We start from the raw sequence: 23,521 nt of genomic DNA on the forward strand, positions 1-23,521 counted from the left end.
CACCCGTTAAAATTCTGGGCTTTCCTTGAACACGATCTACCGTCGCCGATGAAACACCCTCACGATCAAACCCAGTGCGCCACGACGACTCCCACACCCCGTCGGTCGCGCGGCCGTCCAGCGTGCAGCGACGCGGGTGGCGCCGACGCATTGCTGCGCAGCGCCCGAGGGGCGTTCGCGAGGAGCGGCTATGAGGCGACGAGCGTGCGCGAAATCGCCAGGGCGTCGGGTGTCGACCCCGCGCTGGTCGCGCATCACTACGGCTCGAAGGAAGCGCTGTGGGTTGCCGTGGTGGACCAGATTGCCGACGATGTGGCTCCCATGGTCGCGAAGACCGCCGCCTTGCGGGAGATTTCAGGTCCAGGACCGCGAGCGCGCGTCGAGGGCGCCGTGTCGATCCTGATCGACCAGGTGTTTCTGACGCCAGACGTTGGCATGTTTTTTTCGACTGCGGCAACCGAAACTGGAGAGCGCCTTAACCTGCTGATCGAACGGGTGGTGCGGCCGTTTCATGACGTGTTCGTGCCGTTGCTCATCGATGCGATCGACGCAGGTGAGATTTCGCGGCAAGATCCCGACATCATGTTCACGATGCTCGCCAATGGCATCAGCAAAACTGTCGCCTATAGCCACGTGCTGAGTCCGTTCTCTTCCTTACCGCGGCGTCCCAAGGCATTCAAACGCGCCGTTCTGACGACGGCTTTAGCCATGCTCGGCTGAACCGCTGCGACCGGGACGCCCCTCTCGCAAATCTGCCGCAAAGCGGTCCTTCGGATATTGTCGGTGAGCGACCGAGTTGGGTCGAGCAGAAGCGCTGGAGCAGGCGGCCGAGCTTTTTCGTGTCCACCTCGATCCATCGCCCGCGAATCCACTGAAGGCCGTCGGCCCCCTTGAGCAGAGTCCGGATCTCTGCCGGACTCAACGATTCGCCATCGAGCGACACCTCCATCCTGAAGTCGAGCAGCGCTTCCCTGCCAAGGAGTGACGGAGGCTGCGTCCCGATGCTCGCCCTGACCGAGGGCCGCGCGGGGCGTCCCGCCGCCCAGGTCGCCGGTAATCGAACCATGATGCCGGCGGATTCCAGGGCCGGCAAATCGGAGAGGAGGCGGAACGCGTCGGCCGGCATCCAGCGCAACGGGTGGTAGATTGCCCGCGATTCAACCATCGCTCGCAGCCAGTCGCAGCGTTCAGCTGCACGCTGAACCGGCATCAGGAGGGAGAGCAGCTGCGCCTTGTTGCGCTCACCGGAAAATTCCTCGAGCGCCCGCGAAAGGGGTTGATGTTGCGTCTTGCCATGGGCTGACAGGCGCGCCGCGTAGGTTGCCAGAAACGCGAAAGGTGCTTCGGCATCCTTACGGTTTTTGGCGAGATTGAAATGAACGCGACCCACCAGATTCCAGGCAGGATGACGCGCCCTGAGAAAGGCCTGAAGCGACTCTCCCGTTGCTGCCAGCTCGTCGCGCAAGGCTTGATCGATTTCGCCCCACTGTGCCGCCAGGACGTCCGGCGTGAGATATTCTGCGCCCGTCATGGGCGGCGCGTCTTCGATCAGTGTGCCGAGTTCCGCTGGATCTGGCTGGGCGACCGCGATGTCCCCGCCTTCCGCCGTGGTGCACAGGGCCGTGACATAGCGAGCACCCAGTTCGCGCCACCAAGCCCACGCAGGCGGCAGTACACGCCCAATAGTTGCGCTTCCCAGATAGAGCAGCCCATGGCCTGCGCCGCGCGTGAAAGCCGTGCCCAGCGCTACATCTTCGGGCAGGGCGGCCGCCTCGATGTCCGGTGCGGCAAGCAGGTGGCCGGCGGGTGTGATTCTTGGCGAGAGGCGATCGGTAACGGTCAAGGACATGGGCAGTTGATGGGGGAGTCGCGGGTTCAAATGCAGGCGGAAGACGGGCCCGCCAGGAGATCACGTATCGCCTGCGCCGCGGGGAAAATGGCCTGTCCTGGTCGTGGGACGGATTTTTTCGCCGTACGTCGCATGGCATCATCGGGCGACGCTTCTGACCACGCCGCGCAAAGCCCGGCCCTTCTGGGTGCAGGCGCGCTCAGCGTTACGACGCGGGCGCCGGTCCGTCACCGGTTACCGGGGCGATGTCGTGCATGTTGATCGTGCTGAATGCTTCGGCCAGCGCGGCCCCATCGGTCGGGAACGGCTCGTCCCAGACGGTGGACGTCCCGGACGCGTCGATGATTTCCAGTATCCAGCCGTCGCGACCCTCATCGCCGGCGCGATAGATGTGCGCATCGACAGACGTGCCGCCACGCGTGAGGCGCGTAGCCAGCGGGGACAATGCCAGCGGGTGAAATGCGTCGTCCGTCAGCCGACCGAGCGAATCCACGAGGAACACATCTTTGGACACGCTCCCGTCCCGCGCGGCCCGATTCCTCGCTGTGGTTTGCGTCGCCGTCCTGGCCTTCGGCCATGAACCCGCCGGGATCGCGCATGGCTGCTCGCCCTGCTCCAGCAATCTCCGACCTTCCTCACACCCGTAGCGATGGATATTAAGTGCCGATGCGACGAGCTGGAGGACAAACGACCGGCGTTGCCCGACCGTGTAGTCCCGTTGCGCCAACTCCTGGTATCCGGAGGCTGTGCCGAACAGCAGGATGATACTGAACCACCAGGGGTGCCGTTCGATCAGCGGCTCCCAGGCCTCCCGGTCGATGTCGATGCCCTTGCAATACCCCTCGCACCATTCATCGAGGACGGGAACCTCTTCGCCCGCATATACGGTCGTGTGCAGCGGGAGCTCGAACAGATCGGGGCAGTGATTCAGGCTATCGTTGATGTCGTTGCAGTACTGAAAGATCAGTCCCGTGACCTTGCGAGCCCGACCTGCCGACAGGAATCTGGGTTGACGGGTTGCGTGCCTGGCATCCCAGACCCAGGGAAGGATCGCGCCCGGCATTATCGCGTTCGGTCCGGAGATGACGGCAGTCAGAAAGCCATGCAACATGACCGCACCCATCGCATCGTCGCAGACGGCATTGCCCGAAAGAAAGCGTTCGAGGAATTCCAGCTCTTCGTCAGTCAACGGATTGTTGAGTTCGGGATCAGGATGATCGAATTTCATGGTATGTCCATGCGGTATGCGGCACCCGCTTCGCCATTGCCGCCGACGTTCAGCGCGACGCCGCGCCTCCGGGAAGCATCTCCGGCCAGTGTCACAGTCCCGGCATTTTACCCGAGGCGCGATGCACAGACCGGACGCCGGGCGACACGCGATGAAAGGAGGAAGCGCAAAATGTCGACGATGAACCCCACAGCAAAGCGGAACACCCAACGGCCAATGACCTACGCGAGTACGGTGCAGGGCCAGCGCCTGCCCGTGATCGACATCACTGACCCGCGTTTCGCCCTGCCAGCCGATTCCGACGCCATCACGGCGCTCTTCGCATCGTACCTAGCCGACGAACGGCGCAGAGCCAGGGTTCCGATTTTTATCATGCATATGATATTGGCGCTCGTATCCAGGCGCGCACCGCTGCTCCGTTCTGTCGTAAGCGCCAGGAGTGGCTTTCTCGACGGGCTGAGCACTTACCTGTTGCAACTGGGCCCACGGACAATCTACCTCCCCCTTCAACAATGACATCGACCGCAAATTCGCGGCCTCACCGCACGTTGTGTCGATGCGGCTGAGGCTGCAGCAGGTCGCCAGTTGGCCCATCCATACCATCGGCGACGTGCGTCGGACCTCCGCTCGTCTAACTGCGGCCTGCTCTAAACGGAATCTTGAGACTGGAACCAGCGTAAGGCGTGCGCGCAAGCCAGATGCTCACGAAACTCGCCTTGCTGCGCGACATCAAGCCGTCGGAGCAATACGACCCGGCTGCGGCATCTGGTGCGCCACTGGCGGAGACACGCACTTGTCTGGAGACGGGTTCGAGATGACCCTCGCGCACCGCGACATAGCCTGTCGCTACGTTGGCAGCGGCTGCCGCCCACGCTGCGGTTCATGGCGCGGAAACGAGGAACGTATCAGGCAACCAAAGGGTGCCTCACGCGCTGAGAGCGCCGCGCAGTGTAGTCGACGGCCGCGCCCCCAAGGTATGCGTCGTGCAACACGTCGAGCCGCGCAAGCTCGGCTGCCGCTCCGTGTGCAACCACGCGACCGCCTTCGAGTACATAGCCATGCTGCGCATAACGCAGCGCCATGGTCGCGTTCTGCTCCGAGAGCAGGAAACTTACGCCCTCGTCGCGGTTGAGCGCCGCAACGATCTCGAAGATCTCCTCGACTACGATCGGCGCGAGCCCCATCGACGGCTCGTCGAGCAGCACGAGCGAAGGACGCGCCATCAGCGCCCGGCCGATCGCCAGCATCTGCTGCTCGCCACCCGACGTCAATCCCGCCAGCGACCGGCGCTTGACCTTCAGACGCGGAAAGATCGCGTAGATCCGTTCGAGATCCGCTTCGATCTCGGGCCGCCGAGGCCGCCTGGCGAACGACCCGATCCGCAGATTGTCCTCGACCGACAGATGCGCAAAGCAGCGCCGTCCTTCGAGCACCTGGACAAGCCCGCGCTCGACCAGCGTCCACGGTTCGACGCGCGCGACACCTTCGCCGCGATAGACGATGTTTCCGCTCGTCACTTCGCCGCGCTCCGCGCGCACGAGGTTCGAGATCGCCTTGAGCGTGGTCGTCTTGCCCGCGCCGTTGCCGCCGAGCAGCGCGACAATCGCGCCCTCGGGCACCGCCAGCGACACCCCGCGCAACGCGGGGATGATCTGGCTATAGGTCACGGCGATCTCATCGACCTGCAGGATCGGAGTGCTCGCCATGTTAGAGGTCCTTGCTGCAATCACGCGGCGTAATGCCCTTTTCCTTCGCGTACGAAAGCGCCGATTTCTCGATGATCGGACGTAGCAGCGCGCGGTCTGCCTGCACCCAGTTGCTGATCACGGTCCACTTCTGGCCGTCCCATTGCTGAAAGCGCACAGCGCCGCCGCCTTCGTGGTCCGCACAGGTCAACTTGAGCGGCTGGACGAGGCCGAGTGCGCCGAGTTGCTTGAGGCGCGCATCGTCGAGATCCAGATGCTCGAAGCCCCAGCGCACCTGCTCGCCCGTGAGTGGCTTGTCGCCGAACTTGCGCTGCGCGACGCGCACCGCCTCGACGTTCAGAATGCCGTTCACCACGCCCAGGTTGTAGTAGACGGTGCCAAAGCGCGCCGGATCCTTGAGGTTGCCGTTGCCCGGCTTGATTACGTACTGGTTGATCGCCTGCAGCACCGGGTAGTCCGTGCCAGAGGGGTGCGTCGTGATCGAGATGAAGCCCCTGGCCGCATCGCCGGCGGGCCGGACGTCTTCCTCGGAGTTGCTCCAGATATTGCCGATGATGTGGTCAACCGGATAGCCGACCTTCTGCGCGGTCTTGATCGCCACCGGATTCATCACACCCCAGCCGCGCAGGATCACCCAGTCGGGATTGATCTGGTGAATCTTCAGCCACTGCGAACCCTGTTCGTTGCCAGGATGCGGGACTTCGATCTGGGTGACGTCGAAGCCGTACTTCTTCGCCAGCAGATCGACTACAGGAATCGTTTCGCGGCCGTAGGGCGAGCCGTGATACAGCACGACGATCTTCTTGCCCTTGAGCGCGGCGAGACCGCCCGAGCGCTGCCCGATATAGTTGACGATAGCGGAGACCTCGCTGTACGGATTCAGCTGCAGCGGGAACACATAGGGAAACACTGCGCCGTCGGTCGAATCGGTGCGGCCGTGGTTGATCGTGATGAGCGGGATCTTGTCGGCCGTCGAACGGTCGAGCGTCGCGTAAGCGATACCAACCGACAACGGGTTCGTGGCCGCAGTCGGTGCGCCGTCGGGGCCGCCGCTCTTCAGGCGCTCATAGCACTCGACGCCCTTCTCCACCACGTACTCGGTCTCGCACTCCTTCCATACGAGCTTGACGCCGTTCACGCCGCCGTCGCGCGCGTTGATCAACTGGAGATAATCGATGAAGCCGCCGAAGAAGCCGCTCCCGCCAGCCGCGTAAGGGCCGACCCGGTAGCTTTGCAGCGGAAAGTATTCCTCTCCTGCCGCATGCACCTGCGGTAAAGCGCCGACAGTCAGCGCAAGCGCGGCCACGAAAGCCGAGGACCACTTTCCCCATTTCGTGCGAACGGGACGAACATCATTATTTTGCATAACCAAATATTCCTTGGATGATAAGAGAAACAATGGAGATTAGCCGCTCAGGATTGCTTCAGTCGTCGTTGACAAACGATCTGCACGAGTCTCGCAAGGCCTTCCGGTTCCTTGATCAGGAAGACGATGATCAGCGTGCCGAAGACGATCTTCTGCAGGTTCTGCACCTGGTCTGCGCCGATGCCTGCATGTGCCAGCGCGCCAGCCGCGTTTGAAAGCAGAATCGGCAGCAACACGATGAAGGCCGCGCCCAGAACATTGCCAGAGATGCTGCCCACGCCGCCAATGATGATGATGAACAGCACCTGGAATGAAAGATTCAGGTTGAAGCCATCCGGCTCGATCGTGCCGAGGTACGCGAAGGCCCACAGCGCGCCGGCGATGCCGAGCACGAAGGAACTCAGCGCGAAGGCCAGCAGCTTGCTGCGCCCCACCGGGATGCCGATCACGCGCGCGGCGGCTTCCATGTCGCGCACGGCCATCCAGCGCCTGCCCAGCTCGCTGCGCACGAGGCTCGCGCCGGATGCGAACAGCAAGGTCGCGATGCCGAGCACGAACAGGTAGCGCGACACCGGCGTGTCGATACGCCAGTGACCGATGGTGAGCTGCGGCGCGCTCAGCACGCCGGACGTGTCGTAGTTCGAGAACCACCCCACGCGCGTGAACAGCCAGACCACGAAGAATTGCGCGGCCAGCGTCGAGACGATCAGGTAGAAGCCCTTGATCCGCAGGCTCGGCAGTCCGAACAGCACGCCGGCAGCGGCGCTGACCAGGCCGCCGAGCAACAGGTCGACCGGCAGCGGCAACGCGGGCACGCGCACGAGCAGGTTGTAGGTCGCATAGGCGCCGATCGACATGAACGCGGCTGAGCCAAGCGACAGTTGCCCCGCATAGCCGGTCAGGAAGTTCAGCCCGAGTCCGGCCACGGACAGGATCAGAAACGGCACGAGGATCGCGTTCAGCCAGTAGTCGTTCGCCACGAGTGGCACGCCGGCGAACGCGACGAGCGCACTCGCAAGCGGCACGGCCAGCTGGCGCAGGTTCAGCCGGCGCGGTTCGGCGAGGGGACGGGTCAGTTCCATCAAGGTTTCCTCAAACGCGCTCGACGGCCGCCTCGCCGAACAGGCCGGACGGGCGCGCGAGCAGGAACAGCATTGCAAGCAGATACGGGAACCAGTTCTCGATGCCGTCGCCGATCACGGCCCCGATATAGACTTCGGCCAACTTCTCCGTTGCGCCGACCAGCAGCCCGCCGACGATCGCGCCGCCGATCGACGAGAAGCCGCCGATGATCAGCACCGGCAAAGCCTTGAGCACGACGAGCGAGAGCGAGAACTGCACGCCGAGCCGCGCGCCCCAGAGCAGGCCGGCAACGAGGCTGACGAAGCCCGCCAGTGCCCAGACGATTGCCCAGATGCGCGGCAGCCGCACGCCGACCGCGAACGCGGCGAGCGGATCGTCCGCCACGGCGCGCAGCGACAGGCCGAAGCGCGAGCGCTTCGCGAGCTGCGACAGCACGAGGACCAGCACGCCGGCCGTGGCGGCGGCGAACAGGTCGAAGCGGCTCACCATCACGCCGGCCAGGTGCAGCGGCCTGTCGTCGATGCCGAGATCGAGCCCGTGCACCTGCGCGCCCCAGAACAGCTGCGCCGCGCCTTCGAGAATCAGGCTCAGGCCGAGGGTGGCCATGAACAACACGATCGGCGCGCGGTTGACGAGCGGCCGCAGCACGAACCGACCGGTTGCGATCGCGATCAGCACGAGCGCGGCGAGCGTCGCGCCGAACGACAGCCACGGGTTCCAGCCGCGCTCGACGAGGCTCACGTAGGTCAGCGCACCGAACAGCACGAGAGAGCCCTGCGCGAAGTTGAAGATGCCCGACGCCTTGTAGATCAGCACGAAGCCGATCGCGACCAGCGAATACATCACGCCGGCGAGCAGTCCGCCCACCAGCACCTCGATAAAAAATTGCATTGCGCGCCTTTTGTCAATGAGGGGTGCCGAGATAGGCCGCCAGCACGTCCGGGTTCGTGCGGACTTCGTCGGGCCTGCCGTCGGCGATCTTTTTTCCGTAGTCGAGCACCACCACGTGATCGGACAAGCCCATCACCACGCCGATGTCGTGCTCGATCAGCACGACCGTGACGCCGAGATGCTCGTTGGCATCGAGCACGTACCCGGCCATCGCGTGCTTCTCCTCGGTATTCATGCCGGCCATGGGCTCGTCGAGCAGCAGCAGGCGCGGTTCGGCTGCCAGCGCGCGCGCCAGCTCGACCCGCTTCTGCAACCCGTAGGACAGGGTGCCCACCACGCTATCGCGCCATGGCTGCAGATCCAGTGCTTCGATCACGCGCTGCGCGCGCTCGCGCTGTTCGGCTTCATCCCGCGCGGCACGGCCAACGTGCAGTGTCTGCTCGAGCCATGTACTGCGGCGATGCAGGTTGCGTCCGGCCAGCACGTTGTCGAACACGCTCATGCGCCTGAACAGCGCGAGATTCTGGAACGTGCGCGCGATGCCCCGATGCGCGGCGTCGTGCGTGTCCATGCACCGGTACGCATGGCCGTCGAAGCGCAGCGTGCCGTGCAGCGGACGATAGACGCCATTGATCACATTCAGCAGCGAACTCTTGCCCGCGCCGTTCGGGCCGATCAGCGCGCAGATCTCGCCTGCCGCGACTTCGAAACTGATATCGGTAATGGCCTTGACGCCCCCGAACGACACGGAAATGCCGTCGAGCGCGAGCAGGGCCGTCGAGGCTTGCGTCATGCTGATTCACCCCTTGGGGTACCGTTTCCCAGTTGTGCTCTTCTGTTCCATCTGGCCGGGTCTGCTCGCGCGCCCGGCCACGCCCTGCCGCCGCTTGCGTCAGGCGGCCTGCTTTTCGCGCTGCGCTTCGAGCTCGCGCACGAGCGGCAGCACCTTCTGGCCGAAATACTCGACTTCCTCGATGAAATGCAGGAAGCCGGTCAGCACCAGGTCGACCCCGATCGACTTGAGTTCGACGATGCGTTCGGCAATCTGCTGCGGCGTTCCGATCAGGTTCGTGCGGAAGCCGTCGTTGTACTGGACGAGATCCTCGAAGGTCGATTTGGCCCAATTGCCCTCGCCTTCAGGCGAAGCCTTGCCGGCCTGCTTGACCGCATCGCCGAACGCATGAACGGCCTCGACGTGCGCGTGCCTGATGATGTCGTCGAGCACGGCCTTCGCTTCCTCTTCGGTGTCGCGCGCGATCACGAAGGCGTTCACGCCGATACGGACCTGGTGATTGTTCTGCGCCGCTTTCGCGCGGATGTCGTCGATCTGGGCCTTGAGATTCTCGGGCGTGTTGCCGTTCGTGAAATACCAGTCCGATACGCTCGCCGCGTTATCACGCGCGGCGCGCGAGCTGCCGCCCTGGAAGATCTCGGGATGCGGCTTCTGCACCGGCTTCGGACTCAACGTGTAGTTGTTGAAGCGGTAGAAGTCGCCCTTGAACGTGAAGTTGTCCTCGGTCCAAATACCCTTGAGCGCGCGGATGAACTCGTTCGAGCGGCGGTAACGCTCGTCGTGCTCGAGCCACGGTTCACCGATCGCGGTGAATTCGCCCTTGAACCAGCCGCTTACGACGTTGATCGCTATGCGTCCGTTCGATATGTGATCGATGGTGGCAATCTGCTTGGCGACCACGGCCGGATGCCACGGCCCAGGCAGGATCGCCGCGAGCACCTTGAGCTTCGTGGTCGACTGCAGCAGCGCCTGGCTGAAGGAGACCGACTCGTGCTGATACTCCGCGCCGTAGCCTGCCGTGAAGCGGATCTGGCTCAGCGCGTATTCGAAGCCCGCGCGCTCGGCGGTCTGCGCAAGACGCTGGTTGTACTCAAGGCTCCAGTCGGTGCGCTGCTCGATCGTGCTGACGACAAGGCCACCGCTCACGTTCGGCACCCAGTAGGCGAACTTGACCGCGTCCCCGGTTTGGGAAGTCTGGCTCATTGAAGGTTCCTTGAATGACTTTGAATTCAGACGGCAAGCGCCGCGGTGACGTTTTCCGCGCGCGCAACGAGTTGCGGGACCGCACGTTCGACAGCCAATGCGATACGAGCCCGCAACGCCTCGCTCGCGATCTCGTAACGATCGAAATCGCTTTCGGAGGCGTAGACGCCGACCGGCAGCGTGCGTGCCAGGAAGAAGCTGAAGAGCGGCCGCAGCTGGTGATCGATCACGAGCGCGTGACGCTCGCTGCCGCCCGTGGCGGCCAGCAAAACTGGCACGTCGATCAGCGCCTCGTGATGCACGAGATCGAACAGATGCTTGAAGAGGCCTGTATATGAGGCGCGATATACCGGACTCGCCGCGATCACGAGGTCGGCTGTCTCGATCGCGCGGATAGGTTCTTCGATATCCGCCGGCACCTGCGCACGCGTGAGCGCACCGGAGAGTCGCCCGGCGATCTCGCCGAGATCGATCACGCGGATTTCGACTGGCACTGCGGCTTCCAGCGCGGAAAGTAGCGAGTGCACCAGTGCCAGCGTGCGCGACGGCCGCTGCAAGCTGCCCGACACTGCCACGATCTTGTGTTTCTTGCTCATGAGGATTCCTTCGTGAATCGGGACGTGCCTGATCGGTCCCGTCATGAGCTAAAGGCAAGGACCGTGCCAAATCGCGCGAACTAACCACTCACAGCAGAGCCGCTGACATAGCAGCATTTTTCGTCGTCGAGCAGCCTTTCCAGAAGGGGAAATGCACCTGATAAGTACATCCCGGAGACACTCGGATCGATATGCCGACATGTGATGACGCACCGGCAACAACGCTGCTGCTTCGCTGCTTCCCACGCAGCAGCACCGGTTCGTCACATGAACGGAAGCACTCAGGACGCATGGCTTCGCGTCTCAATGCTGCTGGCGCAGCAGCCTGATTAGGTTATGAAAAATCCTCGCTTCTCCCGGCGGCCAAAACCCTGAACACTGTGCTGATCCGGCAGCACGCATGCGCGTGCCGTGCTGCTTCACCCGATCACACTGCAATGGCATCCATTTCCCTATCGTTGCCGCTGTCCGACGCGCCGGAACACATCCGGCCCGTCCTGCAGGAATCGCCGCTGGGCGTCGCCCAGCGTCTTGCTGAGCGCTTCGCGCAGACTGCCGCGGAGCGCGATGCGCGCGGCGGCACACCCAAGGCGGAGCGCGACGCGCTGCGTGCGAGCGGCCTGCTCGCACTGAGCATCCCGACCGTTCACGGCGGACTCGGTGCGAACTGGCGCACGACGCTCGACGTCGTGCGCGTGCTCGCGTGCGCCGACAGCTCACTCGCCCACGTGTTCGGATTTCATCACCTGATGCTGGCCACCGTCCGTCTGTTCGGCTCGCCGGAGCAATGGCATGCGTTGTTCGAACAGACCTCGCGGCACCGGTGGTTCTGGGGCAATGCGCTCAATCCACTCGACGAACGCACGCTTGCTCATCCGCGCGGTGGGTGGCTCGAATTCAGCGGACAGAAGACCTTCTGCTCGGGCGCGCTCGACTCGGAAATGCTGATCGTCTCCGCGCGCCACGCCGAAACGAAAGCATTTCTCGTGGCCGCCATACCGACCCAGCGAAGCGGCATTTCAATCGCCCAGGACTGGAACAATTTCGGCCAACGCCAGACCGATAGCGGCTCCTTGACGTTCGAACAAGTCCGCGTCGAGCATCACGAGCTGCTCCCGGACCCCGGTCCGTTCTCGTCACCGTTCGCCGGGCTGCGGCCGCTCATCGCGCAACTGATCCTGACGAACATCTATCTCGGCATTGGCGAGGCCGCATTCGAGGATGCGCGGCACTACACCCTGAACGAAGCGCGGCCCTGGCCCACGGCGAGCTTCGGCTCGACCGCCACTGGCGCAACCTGCGCACCCATACGCTGCACGATCCGCTCGCCTACAAGATCCGTGAGATCGGCGAATGGGCGCTCAAACGAACCTATCCCACGCCGAGCTTCTACTCATGAACCACCCGCTCCCCCACTCATGGTCCGACGATGCCGAAGCCGACCGCCCCGTCCCCGTCCTGACGCTGCCGCACAGGCATTCGCTGACCACCTCGATCCGCGCTCGCGCACAGGTGTTCGTCGATCCGCGTTCGCTCGAGCTGCTGGAGCGCATCCAGCTGGTCGCGCCGAGCGACGCAAATATCCTGATCATCGGCGAGACCGGCACTGGCAAGGAGCTGATCGCGCGCCACGTACACAGCCTGAGCGAGCGGCGCGACAAGCCGTTCGTCGCTGTGAACTGCGGCGCTTTCTCCGAGACGCTGGTCGAAAGCGAACTGTTCGGGCACGAGAAAGGTGCTTTCACGGGCGCGTTCCATGCCAAGCCGGGCTGGTTCGAGGCGGCCAACGGCGGCACGCTGTTCCTCGACGAGATCGGCGACCTGCCACTGTCCATGCAGGTTAAGCTGCTGCGCGTGCTGCAGGAGCACGAGGTCGTGCGGCTCGGTTCCCGGCGCGGCATCCCGATCGACGTGCGCGTGGTAGCCGCGACGAACGTCCACCTGCAGCACGCGGTGGCGGCCAGGCACTTTCGCAGCGACCTGTTCTACCGGCTCAACGTCGTGCAGCTCGCCGTTCCGACGCTGCGCGAGCGCACCGGCGACATCCTTCCGCTCGCCCGCTACTTCATCGAGGACTACCGCAGCCGGCTCGGTTACGGGCCGGGCACGATCTCGCCGCGCGCCGAGCAGAAGCTGCTCGCGTACAGCTGGCCGGGAAACATTCGCGAACTGGAGAACGTGATCCATCACGCCCTGCTCGTGAGCCGCCACGACACCCTGCAGGATGGCGACCTGCACCTGTTCTCGTCCGGCATCACGGCGCCGGCTGGCGCGAGTGCGCCGAGCGGTCCGCACCACGCACTCGAATCGGCGCTGCTCGAACTGTTCAATGGCGAGCACGAGAATCTCTTCGAGCAGATCGAGGACATGGTGATGCGCACGGCGTTCGAATACAGCCACCGCAACCAGATCCAGGCAGCGAGGCTCCTCGGCATCAGCCGCAACGTGTTGCGCGCGCGGCTGATCCGGACAAAGGAAATCGCGGCCCTCAAGTAGCGGCGCCATCCGCCGGACAGGACCGCACGGTCGTACTCAGGCCGCCTTTTGCCCCGGCGCGGGACCGGCGCCGATCGCCCAGACATACGGCGGCTCGGTCCCGTTGATTTCGCGGTCACCCACAATGCGCTCCTTGAAGACGATCGGGTTGTGCGAGGCTGCCGTGCGGGCGTTACGCCAGTGGCGGTCGAGCCGCTTCTGCTCGCTCGTGCCCGATGCGCCGAGCGCGTTGAACAGCAGCGTCGTCGCGCGCAGCACGAGATCGGCGATTGCGCTCTGGCCGCGAGCGGAATCGAGTTCGGCATCGACATTCGCATCGTGCTCGGCCTGCGCATCACCGCCGAAACGCGCCTCGTACGCGCTTTGCGAAGTCTGCGCCGCGCGCACGGCTGTGGCCTCGGCCGCGAACACGAGCGATGAGACCTGGCCCACGACCTGCTGCACCTGCGGGTCCTGCGCGAACGAAGGCGCATTGCCGTGGCTGAAGATGCGCCGGCGCGAACGCACCTCCTGCGAGATGTCGCGCAGCGCGGCGCGACCCGTGCCCGCGAGCACGGCCAGCAGCACCAGTTGGTAGAACGCGGTCTGGTACTTGAAGCGCGTCGAAAAGGCGATGATGTCAATCTCGTCCACCTCGGCGGCGACAAACGTGGTGGTGCCGCTGCCCGTCGTACGCTGGCCGAAACCGTCCCAGTCGTCGTGATGCGTCACGCCGGGCTGCCTTGCCCCCACGGCCGCGATCACGTCTTCTCCCGTGTCGTCGCGGCGCGCAAGCACGTCAATCCAGTCGGCGAAGATGCTGCCCGTGCTGTAGTACTTTTCTCCGTTGACGACCCAGCGCGCGCCATCACGCGACACGCGCGTGATCACGTCGCCGATCGCCACGCTGCCGATCTCGGTCCAGGCGTTGCCGACCAGTTCGCCGTCGACAAATCGCCTGAACCAGACGTCGCGCGCAGGGCCCGGCTCGGCGTTGAGCCGGTCCTCGACGAACGCGAAGTGGCCGCGCAGTGCCTGAGGCAGATTCGAGTCCGCCTCGGCCAGTTCGATCAGCAGCTGAATCAGTTGCGGCAGCGATGCCCCCGCGCCGCCATGCTCGAGCGGCACGCGAACGGCGCCGAACCCGGCGGCCTTGAGCCATTCGATCTGCTCATAGGGCAGGCTGCGATCACGCTCACGCTCGAGCACGCCCTCTGCGATACGGCCAAAGATCGGTCGAAAACGTGATGCGAGACGCTCGTAATCCGTACCGAGAGAAAGTACGGGCGCAACTGCCATCGTGCTGGCGAGATTCAATGCGGTCATAGGGGCTCCAGGTATCGGCTTGATCGGTGGCCCGCGATCGGGCCTCGTTCCTTACCGATAAAGCAGAAGCCATGCCAATCGTGAGTCGGGGAGCAGGTGTGTGCGCGACGGGAGAACTGTGCACAGGCTGCTGGCTGAGCAACAGGGTGCTGCTGATTCACTGCTGGATTTCCAGCGATTCAAGGTGGCTGGGCAGGCATCGTCTACGTTGAGAGTCAGCAGCATAGGGCGAGCAGCCAGCGCTGGTATTGAATGAGATTGACGCCCTCAAAAAGCGCCTATCACACACCGCAACGACGGCCGAATTCTCCGCGCAGTCGCGCTGTATCTACGACCTGGTCGTGACAAGACAAACGATCTACACTGCAATTCAGCACAACCGAATAGATCGGCCAGCCTTTGCGGACCGGTCGTATCCCGTTTGCCTTGATTATGCGGAGTCCGTGCGTGCTGTCCTTTCTGTCTGGAGGCGACTATGAAAAAGGAGAGGAAGACCGCACGGCAGATTCTGTCCGTGATCCCCCGCGAGGTTGTTTCGGTCAGCCCCGATGACACGGTACTTTCGGCGCTGCATTTGATGGCCGAAAAGGATGTGACGACCGTGCTGGTGCTGCAAAGCAGCAAAGTTGTCGGCATCCTGTCGCAGCGCGACTACGCCCGCAAGGTCGAAGTGCTCGGCCGCGACGCCGCCAATACCAACGTTGGCGAGATCATGACCACCGAGGTGTTTTACGTGACACCCGAGCACACTTGCGATCAGTGCCTCGCGTCGATGCATACCAGGCGGATCCGGCATCTACCGGTTATCGAATCAGGGCGCGTCATCGGCGTGCTTTCCAGCAGCGACCTCCTGGAAGAACTTTTTCAGGAAGACGAGCATTTCATCACGCTCCTCGAGCATGACATGCTCTATCTGACGATCGATACCGGCGGGGCCTATTAGACACTCAGACACTCGCGCCCAAGTCAGGCGAGGTATAGCTGGGCGCACGCAACCAACCGCGATGGTTCCTTTACAGGGCATCTTTTCCCGCGAGCGCGGCAAAGTGATATCGGCGCGCGACGCCGTGCGCCGGATCCACAGCGGCGATACGGTCGCGACAGGTGGCTTGCTCGGCATCGGCTTTGCAGAAGACCACTATCGCCGTCGAGGACCACTGTTTGATGTTGATGGCGACGCATGACTTGCGGCTTGCCGCCTCGATCGCGTACGACGCCGTCTTCCTCAAGGATGGCGCGATCGTCGAGTCCGGCCCTTCGCATGAACTCTTCGCGCGTCCGCAAGATGCGCGCACTGCGCGCTTTGTCTCCGCGCTCACGCAGACCCTGACAACGTTCTGAACCCGACTGCGTACCGGTGGTCGACGCGCCGTCGGCTCCCCGAAAAATACGACCGCTCGCACGCTACCATTATTCTGGACTGCGACAGATAAGCGGAATCTGTAACGACCCTGCTCCAGACCGGAGAGACTGACATCGCACGTAGGCGCGCCCACTTGCGATCGTTTCATCCTCGATGGCACTCGGCGGTGGCAAGTCTCGGAACGAGGCTTTGAGACTGAAGCCAGCGCGCGTTTCGGTTAGCCCGGTCAGACGCGCCCGCGTCTGCGTCGCCAAACACGCCCCGCCTCTAGCCGCGCACGTCGACCTGCTTTCACCGATCCCCCAGCTCCTGCGGCCAGGGTTTTCCCATGTTATGCGAGTCTCGCATAGGGACATGCCACCCCCGCATTGTCCTTTTTTTGACCGCTTCTACCATCCGATTTGACTCTGGTGTGAGGTGTGAGGCGTGATCCATCCCGCTGCCAATCGAATTCGGAGTCGTGGGATCGCCCGCTTTGTTCCGTTCAGCAACAAGCCGGTGAGTTCGCCGTTCCTTCCGTCTAAGGTCTCTTCCATTTGCACACGATCATGAAAAAATTCGCGCACCCCGTTTCGGCTCAATTTCGTACGACCATTGCCGCCGCACTGGCAATATTCCTTGCCCTTCCGCTCTGTTCCGCGTCCGCCGCAGCTGCGGACACCACCTCAGATCAACAAACGAACGCCCCCGGCCAGACTAAACAACTTCCACGCGTCATCGTGCTTGCAACCGGAGGCACGATCTCCGGAACGGCGGATGCTCGTTCGGCAATCGGATACAACTCGGGTGAGCGAAGCGGGCAACAGTTGATCAAGGATGTGCCTGGTATCGAACTTCACTTCAGACGTTTCTGTCTCCCAACGCCGGGCCAATCGGCTATGTGGATCCGGCGTCGATCCGCTTCGTTGCACCCGCCCTTGCGGCTCGCAAGCCCCCATATACGCTGCCCGTTGACGGACAATTGCCTCGGGTAGAGATTGTCTTCGCTCACAGCAACATGGACGCGACACAAATCGACCATGCGATCGCGGACAAGGCGAAGGGGATCGTGATCGCCGGGGTAGGCGACGGCGACGTTTCCAATGCCGCCATGCTTGCCATGCAGCGCGCCGCAAAAATGGGCGTCGTCGTCGTTCGGTCCTCGCGGGTTGGATCCGGCTTCGTGAACCGCAACGTCGAAGTCGACGATGACAAGAGCGGATTTGTCGCGTCCCTCGATCTCAATCCTGAGAAGGCCCGCTTGCTGACCCAACTGCTGATCGCCAATGGGATCACGTCGCCTGCCCAGGTGCAGGCAGCGTTTTCTGCGACTTACTGACCGAAACCGGTGAGGATTGCGTCCGCATTGAGTTAGTGCGGGCGCATTTCGCGTAGATGCAATCGCGGACCCTCGCCAGGTCAGGCGCGGTCCTGGACGAGATCCGGCGCAACGGTATCAGCGTAAGATTGGAGCTTCCTGCAAACGGTATTCACGTCTCAGAAGGCGGGCCCTACGTATGGAGATCAAGTGGGTCGAGGACTTCATCGCCCTTGCTCAATACCAGAGCTTTTCGCGCGCAGCGGAGTTCCGCAACGTGACCCAGTCCGGGTTCAGCCGGCGCATTCAATCGCTGGAGCAATGGGTCGGGGCGGAATTGATCGATCGCAGCAGCTTCCCTCCGGTGTTGACGCCCGCAGGTCAACTCTTCCGCGAAGTCGCCGAAGATATCCTGAACAAACTCTTCGATACCCGCGCCATCATACGGACTGAAAAGCGGATCGCAGGCAAGAGCCTCCAGATTGCGGCTGGCCACACGATCGCGCTGAATTTCCTGCCCGCCTGGCTCAAGGCGCTTTCCGCGCACTTCGGGGACGTGCGCGCGCGCGTGGTGCCGGCCAATGTGCACGACTCGATCCTGACGCTCGTGAATGGCAACTGCGAATTGATGTTCGCCTACCACCACCCCGAACTGCCCTTGCATCTCGATCCGGCGAAGTATGAGCATCTCACGGTGGGTATCGACACGCTCATGCCGGCCAGCAGGCCAAACCTGCGTTCCGCGCCGATGTATCGACTGCCAGGAACGGCAAAGCAGCCGTTGCCTCACATCTCATACACGGAGACGAGTTATTTCGGGCGTTGCCTTGCTGTGCTGCTTGGTCGAGCCCCCTCTGCACCGTCCTTGTTGCTTCACTATGAATCGGATATGGCCGAGGTGCTCAAAAAAATGGTCATGGAAGGCGAAGGGATGGCGTGGCTGCCAAAGAGCGCGATAGTGGCCGAACTGGATGCAGGTGAACTGGTCCCCGCAGGTCCGCCGGCCTGGAATCTGGATATCGAGCTTCGGGTCTACCGCGACGCGTCTAACCGTAGCGAGTTTCTCGATGCGCTCTGGCAGCATCTTCGTGCAGTTTTACAGTCAGACGCCTAGGGGTTTCCCCGCGTTATGCAAAATTCGCATACGCACATGCCACAACGGCATCATCGGTTCTTTTGGCATCCCTAATATGCCTCTCAACGCTTGACCGAGTCGCAGTCGATCTCGCTCCAGGCGTCTCTCAACGTACACCGGTCACGTCTTGACCATCTTGCGTCACTCACGGACAGACGGAAATGAAAAATCGCCTTACCGTTTATATTGCCGTTGGCATGATACTGGGCGTCATTGCGGGCTACGCGTGTCACGCCAGTACATCCGACCCGGCGACACTCAAAGCCATCGCAGGCTACTTCTCGATCATCACGGACATTTTCCTGCGTCTCATCAAGATGATCATTGCGCCACTGGTGTTTGTCACGCTGGTGTCGGGCCTCGCCGGCATGGACAGCGGCCAGGACGTCGGCCGCATCGGTTTGCGTTCGGTGGGCTGGTTCGTTTGCGCGTCGCTGATTTCGCTCACGGTGGGCCTCGTCTTCGCAAATCTCCTGCAGCCGGGGGCTGGCCTGCACATGGTGGCGGGTACCGGTGAGGTCGATACCGGCCTGAATACCTCGGCACTGAACTTCAAGGACGTCTTGACCCACGCCTTTCCGACCAGCCTGCTCGACGCTATGGCGCGTAACGACATCCTGCAGATCCTGGTCTTCTCCGTCTTCCTCGGCCTCGGGCTGAGCGCGACGAAGCGGGACGCGCGCGTCAAGGTCGTGATCGGGATGATTGAAGGCATGGTGCCCGTCATGCTGCGAGTGACGAACTACGTCATGCGTGCGGCGCCCTTCGGCGTGTTCGGTGCGATCGCTTCGGCGGTGACGCTGCGCGGCCTCGACGTCATCTACACGTATGGCAAGTTGATTGGCTCCTTCTATCTGGGGCTGGTCGTGCTTTGGGCGATCCTGGTTTTCGTCGGCTATCTGTTCCTCGGCCGTCGCGTCGGCCCCTTGCTCAAGGCGGTGCGCGAACCAGCGATGATCGCGTTTGCGACGGCGAGCAGCGAGGCGGCCTATCCGCGGTTGACCGAGCAGTTGGAGCGCTTTGGCGTCGACAAGAAAGTCGTCGGGTTCACGCTTCCGCTGGGCTACGCGTTCAACCTGGACGGCTCGATGATGTATCAGGCGTTCGCGGCCATCTTCATTGCCCAGGCGTTCGGGGTCAACATGCCGATCTCGCAGCAATTCTTCATGCTGCTCGTGCTGATGCTAAGCAGCAAGGGCATGGCGAGCGTCCCGCGCGGCTCGGTGGTGGTGGTCGCGGCAGTGGCGCCGATGTTCCATCTGCCGGTCGAAGGCGTGGCCATGGTGCTTGCGATCGACCAGATCCTTGACATGGGCCGCACGATGACCAATGTGATCGGCAACAGCGTGGCGACCGCTGTGATCGCGAAGTGGGAAGGCGCGCGAGAGAGCAATGCCTCCGACTTTATCGAGGACGACGAACAGATTTTCGGCCCGGCGCATGGTGGAGCAAAATGACTTCCGATGTCGCCGGCCACAAGCGCAAGTTCGGTATTGTCGGTGGCCTGGGTCCGCTGGCTAGCGCAGACGTCTTCTTCAAACTGGTGAAGGCGACGCCCGATGCCGACCACTTCGACGCAATCTTTCAGCAGTCGCCATTTCCCAACTCGGGCTCGGGAAGCACCGCTACGACGGAACGCAAGCTGTATATCTTCGAGATGATCCGGGACTTCGAGAAGCGCGGCGTGACAACTGTGGTGCTGCCGTGCTTTCTCAGTCACACCTTCATCGACGAACTGCGCGCGAACACGCGCTTGCAGATCGTGGACATGGTCGAGGCGGTTCGCAGCCATGTTCGACGCAAGTTCCCGGGTGCCAGCCGAATCGGCATACTCGCCTCCGACTACACGAGGGAAAAGCGCCTGTTTGAACGGTACTTTACGTCGCCCGAATTCGAAGTCATCCACCCCCGATGCCACGAACGCTTCGATCCGGTTACGGAAGCGGTATATGGATCGGACGGCATCAAGAGCGGGAACCTGCGCGGGCGTCCGGTCGAGCTGTTGCGCGAGGCTTGCCGGGATCTGGTCGAGCAAGGTACCCAGGTGATCGTGCCCGGCATGACAGAAATTGCCCTGGTTGCGGATGAAATCGGCCCGCTGGGCGTGCCGCTCGTCGATGCCAACCTCGCGTATGCGCAGTACGTCGTATCCGGCGGTTACGGTTCGCCATCTCACGCCTTCAAGGTTGGGGTCGTGGGCGGTGTGGGCCCCGCGGCGACAGTCGATTTTCTGCAGAAGATTGTCCGGAATACGCCCGCCACGCGCGACCAGGATCACATCAAGCTGCTGGTCGAACAAAACCCGCAGATTCCGGATCGCACCGAGAATCTGATTGGCGACGGCGCGGACCCAACGGTCTCGCTGTACGCGACGTGCAAGCGGCTCGAAGACGGCGGCGCGGACATCATCGCGATTCCGTGCAACACTGCGCATGCATTCGTCGAGCGCATCCAGCCGTACCTCAACATCGCGATTGTGAACATGTTGACCGTCACGGTCGGCTATTTGCGCGAGACTTATCCGGCGCTTCGTGATGTCGGTGTGCTCGCGACATCGGGCACGATCGAGAGCGGGGTCTATCGAAAGGCGCTCGAGTCGCAGGATCTTCGTCAGGTCGTGCCCTCCCCTGCGCTACAGGAGCGCGTGATGGACGCTATCTACGGCAAACATGGCGTCAAGGCAGGATTGACGACGGGGCAGTGTCAGGAAGACATCGCTGCCGCCATGGAAGGACTGATTGCCGAAGGCGTTGACGTCGTGGTCCTTGGGTGCACCGAACTCCCGCTCCTTTTGACCGGGAGTGAATTCGTGGGCATGAGCGGCGCGCGCGTCAGGCTGGTTGATCCCACCGACGTTCTCGCTCGACGGTGCATCGCGTACGCATTGTCCGCGGACGCGGCCACCGGTTGACTCGAACCCTCTTCAATGGAGCAAAGATATGCCCAATCGTTCTGAACGCATCGAACACGATCTTCTAGGCGACCTCCCCGTGCCTAACGAAGCCTATTACGGAGTCCACACGCTTCGCGCACTGACCAATTTCCCGATTACCGGCATTCCGATCTCGACTTATCCGAATCTGGTCAACGCCCTGGCGTATGTGAAAGAGGCGGCGGCGATAGCGAACTGCGAGTTGCGGCTGCTTCCCGAGCACAAGATGAAGGCCATCGTTCATGCATGCCAGCAGATCCGTGACGGGATTGCCCACGACCAGTTCGTCGTCGACGTGATTCAGGGCGGGGCCGGCACGTCGACCAACATGAACGCGAACGAAGTGATTGCCAATCTCGCGCTCGAACATCTTGGCCACGAACGAGGGGACTACGCGGTGCTGCACCCAAACGAAGATGTGAATCTGGGGCAAAGCACCAACGACGTTTATCCGACTGCACTGAAAATCGCCACGTATATGGGCATCGCGCAACTGGTCGATGCGATGGGTGTCCTGCGCGCGTCGTTCGAACGCAAGGCAGTGGAGTTTCACGACGATCTGAAGATGGGACGAACCCAGTTGCAGGACGCGGTCCCGATGACCCTGGGACAGGAGTTCAGCACCTTCGCAGTCATGCTCGAGGAAGATCAGGAACGTCTGCGGGAAGCGTCGAAACTGATTTGCGAAATCAACCTCGGCGCCACGGCGATCGGCACGGGCATCAACACATCGCCCGACTATGCGCCGCTCGTCTGCCGCCATCTGGCCAGCGTTACGGGTATTCCTGTGACGACGTCGCCCAATCTCGTGGAGGCGACGCAGGACGTCGGCTCGTTCGTGCAACTGTCGGGTGTGCTCAAACGCGTGGCAGTCAAGCTCTCAAAGACCTGCAATGACCTTCGCCTGCTTTCGAGCGGCCCGCGCGCAGGCCTTGGCGAGATCAATCTGCCGCCGGTTCAGGCGGGCTCCAGCATCATGCCCGGCAAGGTCAACCCGGTCATTCCGGAAGTGGTGAACCAGATCGCGTTCGAAGTCATTGGCAATGACGTAACGGTGAGCTTTGCTGCGGAGGCCGGTCAATTGCAGTTGAATGCGTTCGAGCCGATCATTGCGCACAGCCTGTTCAAGAGCGTTGCGCACCTGCGTGCGGGATGCCTCGCCCTCGCTTCGAAGTGTGTCGACGGGATCACGGCCAATCGCGATCGGCTTCGCTCGCTCGTTGAAAATTCGATCGGCATTGTGACTGCGCTGAATCCGTACATCGGCTATACGAATGCGACGCAGGTAGCGCAGGAAGCGCTCGTATCCGGAAGGAGCGTCGCCGATATTGTCATTGAGAGAGGGCTGCTCACGCGGGCTCAGCTCGAAGACATTCTCAAGCCAACGATGCTGACGCAGCCGAGGCATAACCTGCCGATTGCGTAGTCACATACGCTACCTGCACACCGCTGGCATCAGGCTGAAGAGCGCGCAAGTACCAGACGCTTATGACGCTCGCCTCGCTGCGCAGCATCAAGACGTTGGAGCAATACAACTTCGGCTGCGCCAGCAGTGCGCCACATGCGCAGATACCCACTTGCCTGAAGACGGTATTGCGGATGTCGCCTTGGGTTGGAGGACGAAACTTCGGAAGACCGTTAGTCGCGTTTCCCGGCCGGGCGGCCACAGCGGGCGACGGCGGATGACAGCTTGACATTCGGCCCGGTAATGTTGAAAACGCGCACGGCGGTGGGGTGCTGCGCACGCCTGCGACGGCACCCGCTCGCTAGGGCGCAATCCGGAGCCGGAGCGTGCTCAGGCCGGGAGATAGATTTCGTTGGATGCCTGAGTCAACGGGACAATCGCGCATGTCATAGCTCTATTGCCGATGACACAGAGCCCCGTCATCGACCCGGACCACGCTAACGGGCGAGTCGACCAGGCCGGCCAGGAACAGCTACTCCGTGCGAAGCCTTATACCGCGCTAGAGTGCCATCGCCAGCGCTGCCACCGATTGGCAGCTGGGGGGCCAAGCACCCGCGTCCCTCATGCTGCGCTTGTCGGTAGCCATCACGAACGGAGGTGCTTAGAGAGGAAAAACTGACTGCCTTCAGGTGCCCGCTTCCCTCGAAGCTGGAGGCACCGCCACGGCACACATTCGGCGAGCGCTGGCGCAATTCGGTCGTGGCCGCCGCCATCGGCTTGAGACCAGATTTGTGGCGCGTGGGACCTCGCCGCCTTCGGAGCACGTTGTTGGACTTGTCTGTTGCTGAACCCCAAAGAAACGTGCGACAGACC

The 23,521-nt window shown here is 62.6% G+C and carries 19 protein-coding genes and 2 pseudogenes; 11 read left to right on the forward strand and 10 right to left on the reverse strand.

Annotation, left to right across the window (positions count from 1 at the left end; all coding sequences use genetic code 11):
• The first annotated feature begins 48 nt into the window (after positions 1–48).
• Positions 49–720: a TetR/AcrR family transcriptional regulator gene (locus M3I54_RS30750; protein WP_254342811.1), complete on the forward strand. Its 672-nt coding sequence runs from the start codon at positions 49–51 to the stop codon at positions 718–720.
• On the opposite strand, the gene M3I54_RS30755 is transcribed toward M3I54_RS30750, so the two are convergent.
• Together M3I54_RS30755 and M3I54_RS30760 are read right to left on the reverse strand one after the other, a co-directional pair.
• A complete protein-coding gene (locus tag M3I54_RS30755; RefSeq protein WP_254342755.1) occupies positions 677–1,849 on the reverse strand; it encodes an SNF2 helicase-associated domain-containing protein in 1,173 nt (390 codons plus the stop codon). The genes M3I54_RS30750 and M3I54_RS30755 overlap by 44 nt on opposite strands.
• 205 nt (positions 1,850–2,054) lie before the next feature.
• On the reverse strand, positions 2,055–3,077 hold the full coding sequence (locus tag M3I54_RS30760) for a UPF0149 family protein (protein WP_254342757.1): 1,023 nt from the start codon (positions 3,075–3,077) through the stop codon (positions 2,055–2,057).
• Positions 3,078–3,248: 171 nt separating this feature from the next.
• On the opposite strand from M3I54_RS30760, the gene M3I54_RS30765 reads away from it, so the two are divergent.
• Positions 3,249–3,593 carry a hypothetical protein gene (locus tag M3I54_RS30765; RefSeq protein WP_254342759.1) on the forward strand — a complete coding sequence of 115 codons (345 nt, stop codon included), beginning with the start codon at positions 3,249–3,251 and terminating at the stop codon, positions 3,591–3,593.
• A 389-nt stretch (positions 3,594–3,982) separates the two neighbouring features.
• Here the strand turns inward: M3I54_RS30765 and M3I54_RS30770 are convergent, their stop codons facing one another.
• The 7 genes from M3I54_RS30770 to msuE all read right to left on the reverse strand — a co-directional run bounded on the left by M3I54_RS30770 (position 3,983) and on the right by msuE (position 10,715).
• The gene (locus M3I54_RS30770) at positions 3,983–4,783 is read right to left on the reverse strand and encodes an ABC transporter ATP-binding protein (protein WP_254342761.1); all 801 of its coding nucleotides are present in this window, start codon (positions 4,781–4,783) and stop codon (positions 3,983–3,985) included.
• 1 nt (position 4,784) lies between these two features.
• A complete protein-coding gene (locus M3I54_RS30775) occupies positions 4,785–6,149 on the reverse strand; it encodes an ABC transporter substrate-binding protein (RefSeq protein WP_254342763.1) in 1,365 nt (454 codons plus the stop codon).
• A 47-nt stretch (positions 6,150–6,196) separates the two neighbouring features.
• Complete coding sequence (locus M3I54_RS30780; protein ID WP_254342765.1) at positions 6,197–7,231, reverse strand: branched-chain amino acid ABC transporter permease; 1,035 nt, start codon at positions 7,229–7,231, stop codon at positions 6,197–6,199.
• Between the two features lie 10 nt (positions 7,232–7,241).
• Positions 7,242–8,123 (reverse strand): branched-chain amino acid ABC transporter permease, encoded by an 882-nt coding sequence (locus tag M3I54_RS30785; RefSeq protein ID WP_254342767.1) that lies wholly within the window; start codon positions 8,121–8,123, stop codon positions 7,242–7,244.
• Between the two features lie 13 nt (positions 8,124–8,136).
• Complete coding sequence (locus tag M3I54_RS30790) at positions 8,137–8,916, reverse strand: ABC transporter ATP-binding protein (RefSeq protein ID WP_254342769.1); 780 nt, start codon at positions 8,914–8,916, stop codon at positions 8,137–8,139.
• Positions 8,917–9,015: 99 nt separating this feature from the next.
• Complete coding sequence (sfnG, locus tag M3I54_RS30795; protein ID WP_254342771.1) at positions 9,016–10,119, reverse strand: dimethylsulfone monooxygenase SfnG; 1,104 nt, start codon at positions 10,117–10,119, stop codon at positions 9,016–9,018.
• Positions 10,120–10,145: 26 nt separating this feature from the next.
• On the reverse strand, positions 10,146–10,715 hold the full coding sequence (msuE, locus tag M3I54_RS30800; RefSeq protein ID WP_254342773.1) for an FMN reductase: 570 nt from the start codon (positions 10,713–10,715) through the stop codon (positions 10,146–10,148).
• Between the two features lie 437 nt (positions 10,716–11,152).
• On the opposite strand from msuE, the pseudogene M3I54_RS30805 reads away from it, so the two are divergent.
• Both M3I54_RS30805 and M3I54_RS30810 read left to right on the forward strand, forming a co-directional pair.
• Positions 11,153–12,114 (forward strand): annotated as a pseudogene (locus tag M3I54_RS30805) (acyl-CoA dehydrogenase family protein).
• Entirely contained in the window at positions 12,111–13,211 is a 1,101-nt protein-coding gene (locus tag M3I54_RS30810; RefSeq protein ID WP_254342775.1) for a sigma-54-dependent Fis family transcriptional regulator, read from the forward strand. Before M3I54_RS30805 ends, M3I54_RS30810 begins: the two are co-directional and overlap by 4 nt.
• Positions 13,212–13,247: 36 nt before the next feature.
• Here M3I54_RS30810 and M3I54_RS30815 read toward each other — a convergent pair whose 3' ends face one another.
• The gene (locus M3I54_RS30815; RefSeq protein WP_254342777.1) at positions 13,248–14,516 is read right to left on the reverse strand and encodes an acyl-CoA dehydrogenase family protein; all 1,269 of its coding nucleotides are present in this window, start codon (positions 14,514–14,516) and stop codon (positions 13,248–13,250) included.
• A 475-nt stretch (positions 14,517–14,991) separates the two neighbouring features.
• Here M3I54_RS30815 and M3I54_RS30820 point away from each other — a divergent pair, with 475 nt between their 5' ends.
• The 7 genes and pseudogenes from M3I54_RS30820 (at position 14,992) to aspA (ending at position 22,669) form a co-directional block, all read left to right on the forward strand.
• Positions 14,992–15,459 (forward strand): CBS domain-containing protein, encoded by a 468-nt coding sequence (locus M3I54_RS30820; RefSeq protein WP_254342779.1) that lies wholly within the window; start codon positions 14,992–14,994, stop codon positions 15,457–15,459.
• Positions 15,460–15,680: 221 nt separating this feature from the next.
• A pseudogene (locus M3I54_RS30825) lies at positions 15,681–15,857 on the forward strand (amino acid ABC transporter ATP-binding protein); the annotation flags it as partial.
• A gap of 1,019 nt (positions 15,858–16,876) precedes the next feature.
• Positions 16,877–17,197, forward strand: a complete 321-nt coding sequence (locus M3I54_RS45430) for a hypothetical protein (protein WP_375542242.1) — start codon at positions 16,877–16,879, stop codon at positions 17,195–17,197.
• Between the two features lie 178 nt (positions 17,198–17,375).
• Positions 17,376–18,290, forward strand: a complete 915-nt coding sequence (locus M3I54_RS30835) for a LysR substrate-binding domain-containing protein (RefSeq protein WP_254342782.1) — start codon at positions 17,376–17,378, stop codon at positions 18,288–18,290.
• A 182-nt stretch (positions 18,291–18,472) separates the two neighbouring features.
• On the forward strand, positions 18,473–19,768 hold the full coding sequence (locus M3I54_RS30840) for a dicarboxylate/amino acid:cation symporter (protein WP_254342783.1): 1,296 nt from the start codon (positions 18,473–18,475) through the stop codon (positions 19,766–19,768).
• Positions 19,765–21,222 (forward strand): amino acid racemase, encoded by a 1,458-nt coding sequence (locus M3I54_RS30845; protein ID WP_254342785.1) that lies wholly within the window; start codon positions 19,765–19,767, stop codon positions 21,220–21,222. The genes M3I54_RS30840 and M3I54_RS30845 overlap by 4 nt, the downstream gene beginning before the upstream one ends.
• Positions 21,223–21,250: 28 nt before the next feature.
• Complete coding sequence (gene aspA / locus M3I54_RS30850) at positions 21,251–22,669, forward strand: aspartate ammonia-lyase (RefSeq protein ID WP_254342787.1); 1,419 nt, start codon at positions 21,251–21,253, stop codon at positions 22,667–22,669.
• The last annotated feature ends 852 nt before the right edge of the window (positions 22,670–23,521 follow it).

Origin of the sequence: Paraburkholderia sp. CNPSo 3274, assembly GCF_024206475.1 — a bacterium.
GTDB lineage: Bacteria > Pseudomonadota > Gammaproteobacteria > Burkholderiales > Burkholderiaceae > Paraburkholderia.